At 69.5% G+C, this 12,076-nt stretch carries 12 protein-coding genes; 5 read left to right on the forward strand and 7 right to left on the reverse strand.

Annotated elements, in window-relative coordinates; all coding sequences use genetic code 11:
• Window positions 1–21: 21 nt before the first annotated feature.
• Window positions 22–993, reverse strand: coding sequence for a phosphoadenosine phosphosulfate reductase family protein (locus DVH23_RS06605; protein ID WP_114576644.1), 972 nt, complete (start codon window positions 991–993; stop codon window positions 22–24).
• A 163-nt stretch (window positions 994–1,156) separates the two neighbouring features.
• Between DVH23_RS06605 and DVH23_RS06610 the strand changes: the two genes are divergently transcribed.
• Window positions 1,157–2,515 carry a glycoside hydrolase family 68 protein gene (locus DVH23_RS06610; RefSeq protein WP_114576645.1) on the forward strand — a complete coding sequence of 453 codons (1,359 nt, stop codon included), beginning with the start codon at window positions 1,157–1,159 and terminating at the stop codon, window positions 2,513–2,515.
• Between the two features lie 19 nt (window positions 2,516–2,534).
• Here the strand turns inward: DVH23_RS06610 and DVH23_RS06615 are convergent, their stop codons facing one another.
• Window positions 2,535–4,667 carry a GH32 C-terminal domain-containing protein gene (locus DVH23_RS06615; protein ID WP_114576646.1) on the reverse strand — a complete coding sequence of 711 codons (2,133 nt, stop codon included), beginning with the start codon at window positions 4,665–4,667 and terminating at the stop codon, window positions 2,535–2,537.
• A 61-nt stretch (window positions 4,668–4,728) separates the two neighbouring features.
• Window positions 4,729–4,923 carry a hypothetical protein gene (locus DVH23_RS06620; RefSeq protein WP_114576647.1) on the reverse strand — a complete coding sequence of 65 codons (195 nt, stop codon included), beginning with the start codon at window positions 4,921–4,923 and terminating at the stop codon, window positions 4,729–4,731.
• Window positions 4,924–5,039: 116 nt separating this feature from the next.
• On the opposite strand from DVH23_RS06620, the gene hisF reads away from it, so the two are divergent.
• Complete coding sequence (hisF, locus tag DVH23_RS06625; protein WP_114576648.1) at window positions 5,040–5,855, forward strand: imidazole glycerol phosphate synthase subunit HisF; 816 nt, start codon at window positions 5,040–5,042, stop codon at window positions 5,853–5,855.
• Window positions 5,856–5,926: 71 nt separating this feature from the next.
• Window positions 5,927–6,745 (forward strand): hypothetical protein, encoded by an 819-nt coding sequence (locus tag DVH23_RS06630; protein ID WP_114576649.1) that lies wholly within the window; start codon window positions 5,927–5,929, stop codon window positions 6,743–6,745.
• A gap of 60 nt (window positions 6,746–6,805) precedes the next feature.
• On the opposite strand, the gene DVH23_RS06635 is transcribed toward DVH23_RS06630, so the two are convergent.
• The gene (locus tag DVH23_RS06635) at window positions 6,806–7,090 is read right to left on the reverse strand and encodes a DNA-directed RNA polymerase subunit L (RefSeq protein ID WP_114576650.1); all 285 of its coding nucleotides are present in this window, start codon (window positions 7,088–7,090) and stop codon (window positions 6,806–6,808) included.
• A 90-nt stretch (window positions 7,091–7,180) separates the two neighbouring features.
• Here DVH23_RS06635 and DVH23_RS06640 point away from each other — a divergent pair, with 90 nt between their 5' ends.
• The gene (locus tag DVH23_RS06640) at window positions 7,181–8,971 is read left to right on the forward strand and encodes a rhomboid family intramembrane serine protease (protein WP_114576651.1); all 1,791 of its coding nucleotides are present in this window, start codon (window positions 7,181–7,183) and stop codon (window positions 8,969–8,971) included.
• A 75-nt stretch (window positions 8,972–9,046) separates the two neighbouring features.
• Here the strand turns inward: DVH23_RS06640 and DVH23_RS06645 are convergent, their stop codons facing one another.
• The gene (locus DVH23_RS06645; RefSeq protein ID WP_232833708.1) at window positions 9,047–9,691 is read right to left on the reverse strand and encodes an METTL5 family protein; all 645 of its coding nucleotides are present in this window, start codon (window positions 9,689–9,691) and stop codon (window positions 9,047–9,049) included.
• Between the two features lie 2 nt (window positions 9,692–9,693).
• Complete coding sequence (locus tag DVH23_RS06650; RefSeq protein ID WP_114576653.1) at window positions 9,694–10,089, reverse strand: hypothetical protein; 396 nt, start codon at window positions 10,087–10,089, stop codon at window positions 9,694–9,696.
• Window positions 10,090–10,374: 285 nt separating this feature from the next.
• On the opposite strand from DVH23_RS06650, the gene DVH23_RS06655 reads away from it, so the two are divergent.
• Window positions 10,375–10,683: an amphi-Trp domain-containing protein gene (locus DVH23_RS06655; protein WP_114576654.1), complete on the forward strand. Its 309-nt coding sequence runs from the start codon at window positions 10,375–10,377 to the stop codon at window positions 10,681–10,683.
• Between the two features lie 217 nt (window positions 10,684–10,900).
• On the opposite strand, the gene DVH23_RS06660 is transcribed toward DVH23_RS06655, so the two are convergent.
• The gene (locus tag DVH23_RS06660) at window positions 10,901–11,974 is read right to left on the reverse strand and encodes a hypothetical protein (protein ID WP_114576655.1); all 1,074 of its coding nucleotides are present in this window, start codon (window positions 11,972–11,974) and stop codon (window positions 10,901–10,903) included.
• Window positions 11,975–12,076 lie beyond the last annotated feature (102 nt).

Consider the following 12,076-nt stretch of genomic DNA (forward strand, 5'->3'; position numbering starts at 1 on the left):
ATAAGGCGTTGATTCAGCCGATCACATGTAGCCGAGGTCGCGCAGGCGCTCCATCAGGTCCTCCTTGTCCTGGGCGCGGCCCGCGCGCTCGGTCGTCGAGTCCAGATCCTGGAGCCAGGCGGGCTCCTCGGCGGCCTTGTCGGTGGAGACCTCGCTTCCCAGCGACCGGAAGCCGGCGAAGTACTTCGGCGAGACGGGGACGTCCTCTTTCTCGACGCCCTCGGGGAGGTCGTCGGCGCCCTGGGGGACGTAGCCCTCCTCGGGGAACGCCTCGACGGTGTCGGGGACGACGAAGTTCCAGAAGGCCTCCCAGACGGCGGCCTCGTCGAACTGGAGGATGGTCTGGATGCGGTCGTGGGGCGGGTAGATGTCCGGGTCGTGACGCGGCGAGAAGAACGTCTCGTCCGCGCGGGACTCCTGTTCGTCCCAGCGGATGCCCGAGATGATGCCGTCGACGTCGTACTCCTCGATGGCGTCGTTGAGCGCGACGGTCTTGAGCAGGTGATTGCCGACGTAGGTGTCGAGCAGGAACGGGAACGTGTCCTCCTCGTACTCGAGGATCTCGCGGACGTGGTGCTGGTTGTGTTCGGAGAGCTCCTCGATGGGGATGTCGTCGCCAGGCTCGAGCCCGTTTTCGTCGACGTAGTCGCCGACGTCGGTGTTGCGCGCCCAGATGACCTCGAGGTCCCACTCGTCGGCCCAGTGCTCGACGAAGTCGATCAGTTCGTCGAAGTGCTGGTAGTGGTCGATGAAGACGACCGGGGGCACCTCGAGGTCGTACTGCTCTGCGACCTCCTTGACGAAGTACAGCGTGAGCGTCGAGTCCTTCCCGCCGGTCCACATCACGACCGGGTTCTCGTACTCCTCTAAGCCCTCGCGGGTGACCTCGATGGCCTTCTCGATCTTGTCGTTGACGTGTGGGTAGTCGGCGGGATCCTCGCCCTCGCCGTCGGTGTAATCGACGTCGATGTAGTCGGGGAAGTCGTCGGTCATGGCGTAATTAGATATAATTACCAGCGTTAAATCGTTTGTGGAGTCCCTTCCGTTCGCGGGTGAATCACTCTCACGGGACCGGTTCCGGGACCGATCGAACGGTCGGGCTCACAGGGTAGCCGAGAGTGAAGGGTTTTATCGACCGTAGGGCAAACGCCCCCACATGGGACACGACGAGGACGGGAGCCGCCGGGAGGGGCCACCGTGGTCGCGGTGGACCGAGGGGCAGGCCGCGGGCATCGGGCGGACCGCCGACACCGTAGTTCCGAAGATTGAGCCGCCGGAACCCGACCCGGCCGACGGCCTCCACGTCTGGGACACCTGGCTCCTGCGGACGCGGACCGGCGAGGTCGCGACCGTCGCGGACTATCGCGTGCTCTTCTCGCTGACGGCACCCGCCGACCTGCTTCCCGGCACGCGCCACGACGTCGCCGAGATCCGGTACTTCTACTCGCGGGACGGCCGCGAGTGGACCGACGGGGGACCCGTCTTCGCTGACGCCCTCGGCCAGCGCCAGTGGGCCGGCTCCGCGCTCGTAGACGACGGCGACCTCTACGTCTACTACACGGCCGCCGGCGAGGCCGACGCCCCCGAACTGAGCTACACCCAGCACCCGGCGGTCGGGCACGGGGGACGTTTCTCGGCGTCGGAAGACGGTCTCGCCCTCGAAAGTACCTGGTCCCACGAGGTCCTGTTCGAACCCGACGGCGAACACTACGAGACGGCCGACCAGTCCGAGGGGATGATCTACACCTTCCGGGACCCGTGGTTCTTCGAGGACCCCGAGACGGGCCGGACCTGTCTGCTGTTCGAGGCCAACACGCCCGTTCGCGAGGACGACCGCTGTGACGGCGATCCGGCCCGCCGGGAGTTCAACGGCTGCGTCGGGCTGGCGGTCTCGCCCTCGGGAGATCCTACCGAGTGGGAGCTCCGGCCCCCGATTCTGGACGCCGTCTGCGTCAACCAGGAGCTCGAACGCCCCCACGTCGTCCACCCCGACGGACGCTACTACCTGTTCGTCTCGAGTCACATGCACACGTTCGCGCCGGGCCTCGAGGGCTACGACGGCCTCTACGGCTTCGTCGCGGACTCCCTGGACGGGGAGTACCGCCCGCTGAACGGCTCGGGATTGGTCCTCGCGAACCCCGCGACGGCGCCGTTCCAGGCTTACTCGTGGATGGCCTACCCCCACCGCGAGGAGATTCTCGTCGTCGGCTTCTTCAACTACTTCGACTTCGCGGGCGACTCGCTGGACGCGATCTCTGAGCTGTCGCTTCCCGAACAGCGCCGCCGGTTCGGCGGGACGCTCGCGCCGACGGTTCGGCTGGGAATCGAGCGCGACCGAACGCGGATCCTCGGAACGCTCGCCCACTGGGAGGTCCCGACGCCCGTGGAGCCCCTCCCGGAGCCGGCGACGCGGCCGCCCCTCGACCCGGACGCGCTCGCCGATGGCGACGAGCCCGCCGGACCCCACGGCTATCCGTTCGGCGGGTACGCCGGCCGGGACACCGTAGAAAAATAGGGCCGACCTCCTCGGGAGATCACCGGGTGGTCGCCCGCTCGTCGTCCCGCCCGGGGCCGACCGCTCGCTCCATCGTCCAGGCCGACAGCGAGCGGACGCTCGCCCGTCCGCCCTCGGCGCGCGCCGAGACTCCCGTGGCGTCCTCGCTCGGGTAGACCCGGCTCGTCAGACAGTGGCGCTCGTTGGCGTACAGCTCGAGAACGCTGCCGTCGACGAACGCACGCAGGGAGAGCGGTTCGTCGTACGGCGGGACGGCCATTCGCCGTGTGGTCGGCTCCGGCGGGTGGTCCGCGCTCGCCCCCCGATCGACGACCACCTCCTCGCCCGTGTACCGGATCGCGGTCCGTTCGTCCCGACCGCCCTCGAGGACCGAGAGCTCGAACGCCTCGGCGTCCTCGAGGGCGACCTCCAGGTCGATCTCGAGGGAACGTCCGGCGGCCGACAGCGGGCGGCGCTCGCCGGCCGACAGCGAGAACGATTCCCCGTCGGCGACCCGCCGGTCGCGGAGGCGCTCGACCGCTTCGGCCGGGCGCTGTCGGAGCCGGCCGTCGGGCCCGACCGAGAGGACGCGGGGCAGAGAGAGCGCGCCCGACCAGCCCGCGTCCCACTGGGCGCCGACGTCCCTGGCCTCGGGGAGCCAGCCGAAGGTAACGTGGCGGTCGCCGTCCTGCAGGGACTGTGGCGCGTAGAAGTCGCCGCCGTCGAGGACGCCCCGGCGTTCGATCTCGAACCGGCCGTCCCGGGCCTCGCCGATGAAATAGACGACCTCGTCGTAGTTCGAGACGTGCAGCAGTTTGTAGTCGCCGAAGTCGAGCAGTTCGGGACACTCCCAGACGGTTCCCTCGCTGCCCCCCTCGTCGACCAGGAACGGCCCCTCGTAGCGCCACTCCCGGAGGTTCTCGGAGCTGTAGCGAAGCACCGCGCCGCCGCCGTCGGCGAGGCCGGTACCGATGAGCTGGTGCCAGCGGTCGCCCTCGCGCCAGACGCAGTGGTCGCGAAACTCGGCCTCCCAGTGGTCGGTCTCGAGGAGCGCGAGGTCCTCGGGGGGTTCGGCGATCACGGGGTTGCCGTCGTACTTCTCCCACCGGCGCAGGTCGGGGTCGGTCGTCGTCGCCAGACAGGGAAGCTGTTTGCGCCCGCGGCCGCCCGTGTAGAGCAGCGTCGGCGTCCCGCCGTCGTCGATCGCACAGCCCGACCAGCAGCCGTCGCGGTCGGGGCCCTCCGGCGACGGCGAGAGCGCGACCGGCTCGTCCTCCCAGTGGAGGAGGTCGTCGCTGGTCGCGTGGCCCCAGTGGATGGTGTCGTGGAACGGTCCCGCCGGGTTGTACTGGTAGAAGGCGTGGTAGCGGCCGTTCCACGCGATCAGCCCGTTGGGATCGTTCAGCCAGTTCGCGGGCGGGGTGAAGTGGTAGTCGGGTCGGTGGGCGTCGTCGCCGGCGCGCTCGCGGAGCGCCCGCATCTCCCCCGCGGAGCGTGGGGCCCGCGGCTGACCGTCGTCCCCCGCGAGCGACTCGAGGCAGCCGGCGATCACCCGGTCGCGGTTCGCCGCGAACTCCTCCGGGATCGATTCGTCGAAGGGAACCGGCGCGCCGACGCCCAGCACGGAGCCCGCACCCGCGTTCCAGCCGACGACGGTCATCTCCGAGGGGTGTTCCCGGTCGCCCCGGACCGTCGAGGCGAGCACCTCGCCCGCCGAGGGGAGGACGGAGTCGTAGCGGGCGACCCCGATCGACCCGCGGTCGCACGTCGGGAGCCGGAGCGAGTCGACCGAAGCCACAGCGGGGTGATCGTCGTACAGCGACCGCCAGAGGACGCCGGTCGGTTCGGCCATGCCCTCGCCGACCGCCTCCGGCGCCACAGACTCGACGCCGAGGGCGTCCACCGCTGCCATCGCCCGGAGGGTCAGGAGGAGGCCGCCACCGTCCTCCAGAAAGGCCTCGACCGCCGGCGCCCGCTCGGCCAGCGGCTCGCTCTCGACGGGCGCCGAGCGATGGTACCAGAGGACGTCGAACCGCTCGACCGGAGTCTCGAGAGCGGAGAACGACATCGCCTCCGCCGGAAGACGCTCCTCGAGCCAGGCGAGGGCGGCGTCCTGTTCGTCGGAGAGGGGACCGTCGTGGAGGACTCCGACGCGGGTCGGCGAGTGGGTCATGGCGAGCCTACCGGACAGCGGATGAAAACCGTGGCGGATCGCCGCGGGAGCCGCGGCCCGCTTACAGCGTGAGGACGATCGGGAGGGCGAAGGCGACGAGCAGGCCGACGGCGAGGACGGCGAAGCCGATCCCGACGTCGTCGGTCGTGTACGCACTCATCGGTGCCGTCGTCCGCCCCTCGGGGTCGTGGCCGACGTCGGCGCCCGAGTCATGGTCGTGGGCTGGGTCGGTCGCGTGGTCGGCGTCTGCGGTCATACCCGGCCGTATCCGGCACTCGTACTTAAACGCTCGTCTCTCGGTCGGGCCCGTCGGCGGTGATCGCGGCGACCCGGACCGCTTTATTACCCTCGGCACCAACTCGCGGCCAACGAATGGTCCTGACGAAACGCGTCATCCCCTGTATCGACGTCGACGTCGACGACGACGGGAACCCCGCGGTCTACACGGGCGTCCACTTCGAGGACCTCCAGTACACCGGTGACCCCGTCGAGATGGCCAAGGCCTACAACCGCGCGGGCGCAGACGAGTTCGTCTTCCTCGACATCACCGCGAGCGCCCACGGCCGCGAGACGATGCTCGACGTCGTCTCCCGGGTCGCAGACGAGGTCTTCATCCCGCTGACGGTGGGCGGGGGCATCCGAACCACCGAGGACATCCGGGAGACCCTCCGTGCGGGCGCCGACAAGGTCTCGATCACGACCGGGGCTCTGGAGCGCCCCGGCCTCATCGACGAGGGCGCCGCCGCCTTCGGCAGCCAGTGTATCGTGATCAGCGTCGACGCCCGCCGACGGTTCGACGGCGAGGGCGACCACTACGTCGAGATCGACGGCGAGTCCTGCTGGTTTGAGTGCACGAAGAAGGGCGGCCGCGAGGGGACGGGGATCGACGTGATCGAGTGGGCCCACGAGGCCGAGGAGCGGGGCGCCGGCGAACTGTTCGTCAACTCGATCGACAAGGACGGGACCAAGGACGGCTACGACGTGCCGCTGACGCGGGCGGTCTGTGACGCGGTCGATACCCCCGTCATCGCCTCCTCGGGCTGTGGCGGCCCCGAGGACATGTACGAGGTCTTTACGGAGGCAAACGCCGACGCGGGACTCGCGGCCTCGATCTTCCACTTCGAGGAGTACACGATCGAGGAGACCAAGGAGTACCTCGCCGAGCGGGGCGTCCCGGTCCGGCTGTAGCCCGCGCCGAGAGGTCCGATTCCACCGCCCCGTCCCGGCACCCTTTTGGCTCGCCGCTCCAACCTCCGACAGTGAAGTGGCGGTGTACGCGGTGTGGCAAGCCCCACGACTCCGACGAGCCGCCGTGTGATTCCTGTGGCCACGGCGAGTTCGAGAGGGTGCCCGACTCGGAGTTCGAGACCGTCGACACCGGGACCCAGTACCTCTGGGTCTGTTCGAACTGTGGCTGCCAGCACGTCAAGAACAACCCACCGTGTTCGCGGTGTGGCAACCACGAACTCGAGAAGGTCGAACAGACCTACGACGGGTTAGAGGACGAACTCGCGGTCCCGACCTGGCTCGAGGTCGCCCGTCCCTACCTCCCGATCCTCGCTCTCGCGCTCGTGGTCCTCGCGCTCTTTGCGACGGGGATCCTCCCGCTTTCCCTGCTCTTTCCCGGGACGGGAACTCCCTCCCCGCCCGAGGCTCCCGGCGAGGGCGAGACCGCCGCCGGGATCGACCTCGAGAGCGTCGAACGGGCGGTCCACGACCGCCTCGAAACCGAACGCGAGGCCGGGGGCGTCGAGAGCCGCGAGTACGACGGGGGGCTGGCGGGGATCGCCGAGTATCGAAACCGTCAGACGGTCCTCGAGCGCAGCGGAGAGGAGCCCCCCGATAACCCCGACTGGAGCGCGTTCGATCCCGACTGCGGGGGCGACGGGTTCCTCGTCGGATCGGTCGAACTCGAGTCGATCGACGACCACGCCGACCCCGGGGGCCTCGCGGACGCGGTCGCCGACCGGCTCGTCGCCGACCGCGCGGACCTCGTCCTCGCCGACCGGCCGTCCGAGGGGATGGACGTCCACGTCGGCCCCGAGGGAACGGTGTTCGTCACCTACGCGGTCTGTTGACGGATCGTTCCCGTCAGTAGTCGAGCAAACCGCCACACGAAAAGAGCACTCGCCGGGAGATCAGGCGGCGGCCTCGAAGGACTCGCGGAACGACGTCGTCTTCTCGCGGACGGTGCCCGCAGCCTCCTCTAGGGCTTCGAGGGGATCAACGCCCTCGCGGGTCTTGATCGTCAGGATCGGCTCGGTCTGGCCCCCCGACTGCTCGGGGTTCATGTCGTAGGTCGCCGTCGTGACGTCGTCGCTCTCGAGGAGGGCGCCCTTGAGGACGTTCATGAACGTGTGGTCCTCGCCCCCGATCTCGATCGAGAGCTCGGTGTCGGCGCTCTCGGTGACCCGTAGTTCCATGGCCGTTCGTGGGGCCGTCGGCCGCTTGTACCTTTCGAAGCCCTCTCCGGGCCACAAACCACTATACGTCGCCGGCCCTAGCCAGCGTACATGGTTTCGATCGGGGGAACGCTGGCGCTCCTCGTCGTGGTCGCGCTGGTGGCGTCGGTCGCGGTCGTCGGGCGGCTGGATCGCGAGCGGGCGGCGCGGGTCGGCGACGCCGTCCGGGCGCGGCTGGTGATGGGAGTTCCCTGGGGAACGCTGGTCGTAATGGGGTTCGTACTTGCGGTCTACCTGTTCGTCCAGGACGGGATTACCGACTGGCACGACCCCGTCGTACTCCCCTACCGGGCGTGGTCGTACTTCTACCCGCTGGGGATGCTCACCGGCTCGTTCTCTCACGCCGACGCGGGCCACCTGACGGGCAACCTCGTCGGGACCCTCGCCGCCGCCCCGATCGCCGAGTACGCCTGGGGGCACTACCCCCGAAAGCGGGGGTCGGAAGCGTTCTCGACGTGGAAGACGAACCCCTGGCTCCGGGCGCTCGTGGTCTTCCCGGGGGTCGTGATCGCCGTCGGGCTCGCGACGAGTCTCTTCGCGGTCGGGCCCGTCATCGGCTTCTCGGGGGTCGTCTACGCCTTCGCCGGCTTCGCGGTCGTCCGGTACCCGCTCGCGACGCTGCTCTCGACGACGGTCCTCCAGAGCGCGCTGTTTACGATCTACCGAGGGGTCTGGACGCCGGTCCTCGAGGTCACCGCCCAGCCGAGCCCGCCCTCGGCGCCCTCGTGGGCGACGGTCGCGATCCAGGGCCACGCGGTCGGGCTGTTGATCGGCTTCCTGCTCGGCCTCTGGCTGTTTCGCCGGCGGGGGGAGCTCCCCTCGCCGGGCCGGCTCTGGATCGGCCTGTTGCTCTTTGGCTTCGCGCGGTCGTTCTGGGCGATCTACTGGTTTCGCGGGGGCGAGACCTACGTCCTCTACCGGGGACTGGGCGTCGTCGTCGTCGCCTGGCTCGCGATCGTCCTCGCGGTCGCCGCGGTCGGCCCCGAACGGCCCCTGCTGGGGCGGTGGTCGCCCGGCGACTCCGCGGGCCAGGTCGCGGCCTCCTCGGCCGACGGCGGACGCGACCGCTCGCGGAGCGCGAGCGAGCGGCTGCGCGAGGCGATCGCGGGACGCGGACCTGACGGCTCGCTCCGGGGGACGATTGCATCGGCGAGTCCACGGGGAGCGGCCCTGGTCGTCGTCCTCGTCCTCCTGGGGGCGATGGCCGGCCCCGCGATCCCGGTCAACGCCTTCGTCGTCTCGGGGGACACCGGGGACGCGGGCGAGGAGGGGACCCTCGCGGTCGAGGACTACTCGATCACCTACGCCGAGGGCGTCGAGAACCGGCTCGTCGGCGCGGTCGATATCGGTCCCCTCGAGTCGGCGACCACCGTCGAGACGGGCGGCGTCATCGTCTCGAGCAGCGAGCGCCAAATCTGGACCGACGCGGTCCCGGCCGGAGAGCTGGCCTTCGCGGGCCGGTCGACCGTCGTCGTCGGCGGGCCGGGCTGGCGGGAGTCGGTGACGGCGACCCGGGCGGGCTGGACCGCGACCGGCGGGGAGACCGCCTACCAGGTCTGGCTCGCACCCGCCGGCGGCGAGCCCCAGCACGCCTTCGCCTCGGGTCCTGCCCGGGCCGCGCTCACGCTCGCCGGCCACGACGTCTCGATCGTGCCTGAAGGCGGCGAGTTCCGCGTCGCGATCGAGGGGGAGGTAAACGCCACCGCTGAACTGCCCGAGCCCGGCGAGAGCGTCACGCTCGGCCCCGTCACGTTCGAACGCGAGGGAAGCGGGCTCTACGGCGCCGTCGAGGGCACCCGCGTCCAGGTCGCGAGCGCCGAGACGTACGGCGAGCTCGAGTGATCCCGTCGGCAGCTCGCGTGAGCGTTCCCGGTATCGACACCGGGAATCGTGACCGGCGTCGATCGACGGGGTCCGTCACCACTCGATCCGGAAGACCTCGACCGCGAGCTCGCGGCGCTCCTCGTCGTGGAAGGGAAACCGATTGTCGACGGGAAACGCCGCCCGGAACGCCTCCGTGACCGTGCCGCCCCGTTCGCCGGCGAGGCGCTCGACGAACTCCCGACTCCCCTCGTTGTGGATCGAAAGGGAGACGGCGGCGAGTTCGCTCGCGGCCTCGAGGAACGGTCGGTCTGCGTGGCGGGCGCCCCGCTGGGCGCCGAAAGGGGGGTTCGCGAGAACGGTGGTCCGCCGCGGCGCCCGCAGGGGGTGGCGGCGGACGTCGCCGCGGAGCCAGTCGATCGGGGTCGGCTCGCGGCCGCCCTCGACCGGCTCGCCTGCGACGCGGCGCTCGTTCTCGCGAGCCAGGGCGAGCGCGCCGGGGTCGACGTCGATCCCGACGACCCGCTCGGGCGAAAAGAGCGCGGCGCCGACCGCGAGGGTTCCCGTCCCGGTTCCGAGGTCGACGACCGTCTCGCCGGTCAGGTCGCCCCGGAGGGCGGCGACCTGGAGGAGGTTGGCCGCGAGTTCGGGTGGCGTCAGGTACTGCTCGAGCTCGATGGAGGGGTCGGCGAAGTCGGCGACGGACTCGAGGCGCCGTTCGATAGCCTGCCGGGAGGCCACGCCTACGCGAGGTCGAGCCCGTCGACCTCGAAGGCGATCCCCTCGCGGTCGGCGCGTTCGGCACACGCTTCGAGGGCGGGGCGGACCTTCTCCGGGTTCGCGACGGAGTCACAGGACACAGTTACCCGGTCGACGCCGAGGAAGGTACCCGCCCGGACGAGCTCCCGGAGGCGGTCGGCCTCGCTCTGGGTCCGGAGCGAGCAGTCGGCCTCGAAGCGGGCCTCGACGGCGAGTTCGGCGGGGGAGAGTCCCTCGCCGGCGAACTCGCCTTTCAGCTCGCGGAGGTAGTCGGGGGCGGTCGATTCCAGGGCGTCGGCCTCCAGACGGACGGGGGTGACGTCCGCGGGTCGACAGCGGTCGATCGGTGCTTCGACGTCGGGGGCGGGATGGACGCTCATTGAACCGAGATACACAGCCTGCATACAAAAATCTTCGTAAATGCTCAGTAGTAATTCCACGGTCCGAGAGGAGCGGGTCCCACCGGGAGCGCCGTTATCGCCGCGTCGGGCACCCCCCGTACGGGATGACTGACTCGCCCGGACCGACAGGCCGGGAACACCGCGCTCTCGGCGATGGCTCCCCGGAATCCGACGAGGGCCGGGACGAGGATCCGGAGTGATCACCGAGCGGGCTCGCAGTTTCCGGCGATCGTTTTAGGTGGTCCCCCCGCGTACCCCGATGGGATGTCCGAAGACGAATCCGACGTCGAGGTCGAAAGCGAAGACGACGAGATCGAAGCGGAAGTCGAGCGGGAGGACGTCTCGCGCGAGGAGGTCGCCGACCACCTGGAGGCGTTCGCCGGAACCCTCCGGGAGGGAGGCCCCTTCGACGTCGAAATCGACGGCGAGTCGGTAACGATCGCGCCGCCGGACTCCCTCGAATTCGAGGTCGAGATCGAGGACGAGCGGGAGGACGACGGCGTCGAACGCTCGATCGAGTTCGAACTTGAGTGGGATCGAAGCGACGACGAGGACCCCCTGCTCGAGGAGTAGGTGGGTTCGAAAGCGAAGCCGTTCCGGGCGGAGATCCCGCGCGGGCGGTTCCCGACGGCCTGCTGATCGCACTCACGGTCGTCATCGGCCCGCTACTGGGGGTGCTCCCGGGATCACTGCATCGACCCGCCGCGATCGGGGGCCGAAACCGGAGGCCGTTCGCTCCTCGCGGTGCTCGCAAGGGGTTGGACCGGGATCGGGTGTGAGGGTGGCCCGATCAGCGCTGTGAATCGCGGAGGATGAACGGGCCGATGGCGAGCGTCCGCTTCGCGATCGTCGCGATCCGGGCGATGTAGGAGATCAGCAACAGGAACGGAAGCGCGGTCACGGCGAACGCCGCCGCCGTGATCCAGATGAGGTTCGGCACGCCGAGGGTCACGCCGGGGAGCGACGACCCGCCGATGTACGTCGTCATGAAGCCGGCGACGATGAGCGCCGGGACCGACAGGTAGAGGATGTTCTGTGAGAGGCTGATGAGTTCCCACTCGAAGTACAGCGTCTTGATGTGCTCGCGGGCGGGACCGAACATCGACAGCGCCGTCTTCAGGTCGTCGAGGATCACGCGCGTCTCCTCCGTGAGGGCATCGCTGTGGTCGTCGGTGATGCGTTCGACCTGGAAGATCTTCCAGCCGTAGTTGTAGTCGAGCGCCGCCGAGACGACGGTGTAGGAGCCGAACTTTCGGCCCTCGAGTTTGTCCGCCGCGGCCTCCGCGTTTTCGACGAGACTGTTCGTGAACTCGTCGACCTCCCCCCGGAGGTCCTCGCTCTCGTTGTCGTGAACCGATTCGCGGAGCCTCTCGGCGTACTCCTTGCTCTCCAGGATCAGCGCGCGGAGAAACGCCGACGGATCCGCGGGCGTCGGCGTTCCGGTGATCTCCTTCGTGTACTCCCGGAACTCCATCGTGCCGTTCATGCGGTCGCGCTGGTCGCCCAGCGGACCGTTCTCCTGGGAGATGACGATCTGGCTGATGGTCAACACCAGGGTGACGCCGGTGATGATGGCACTGATCATCGTCGAGAACACCGTCTCGACGGTGTCGGCGGTCTGTGCGTCGGTGAGGTAGTACTGGTAGAAGAAGGTTCCTCCGAAGACGAACACGCCGAAGATGAGCAACGCGAGCAGGCCCGCGACGACGAGGCGGTGGCCGTCGAGAGTCAGCCAGACCTTGAGTTTGGTCTCGCCGCCTCGCTCGCGCATCGTGTTCGCCGTTCCGATGTCGTCGACGTCGGACGCGTCGAGGTTCGGGTCCTCCTCGCGGCTGTCGACGTTTTCGGTGGTGTCGTCGCTCATGGCCTCGGTCCTTCGTGGGTCCCGCCCGGTCTCGAGACCGGCGAGCGAGAGCCCGCACCCTCGTACACGGCGCGCGTCATATACTGGTTCCGTCGAGACGGA

The organism is Saliphagus sp. LR7 (genome assembly GCF_003344565.1).
Lineage (GTDB): Archaea > Halobacteriota > Halobacteria > Halobacteriales > Natrialbaceae > Saliphagus > Saliphagus infecundisoli.

Bases quoted from the DNA above. Each gene is read 5' to 3' on its own strand.
- DVH23_RS06605 (WP_114576644.1), bottom strand. From the start codon at position 993: ATGACCGACGACTTCCCCGACTACATCGACGTCGATTACACCGACGGC.
- DVH23_RS06610 (WP_114576645.1), top strand. From the start codon at position 1,157: ATGGGACACGACGAGGACGGGAGCCGCCGGGAGGGGCCACCGTGGTCG.
- DVH23_RS06615 (WP_114576646.1), bottom strand. From the start codon at position 4,667: ATGACCCACTCGCCGACCCGCGTCGGAGTCCTCCACGACGGTCCCCTC.
- DVH23_RS06620 (WP_114576647.1), bottom strand. From the start codon at position 4,923: ATGACCGCAGACGCCGACCACGCGACCGACCCAGCCCACGACCATGAC.
- hisF (WP_114576648.1), top strand. From the start codon at position 5,040: ATGGTCCTGACGAAACGCGTCATCCCCTGTATCGACGTCGACGTCGAC.
- DVH23_RS06635 (WP_114576650.1), bottom strand. From the start codon at position 7,090: ATGGAACTACGGGTCACCGAGAGCGCCGACACCGAGCTCTCGATCGAG.
- DVH23_RS06640 (WP_114576651.1), top strand. From the start codon at position 7,181: ATGGTTTCGATCGGGGGAACGCTGGCGCTCCTCGTCGTGGTCGCGCTG.
- DVH23_RS06650 (WP_114576653.1), bottom strand. From the start codon at position 10,089: ATGAGCGTCCATCCCGCCCCCGACGTCGAAGCACCGATCGACCGCTGT.
- DVH23_RS06655 (WP_114576654.1), top strand. From the start codon at position 10,375: ATGTCCGAAGACGAATCCGACGTCGAGGTCGAAAGCGAAGACGACGAG.
- DVH23_RS06660 (WP_114576655.1), bottom strand. From the start codon at position 11,974: ATGAGCGACGACACCACCGAAAACGTCGACAGCCGCGAGGAGGACCCG.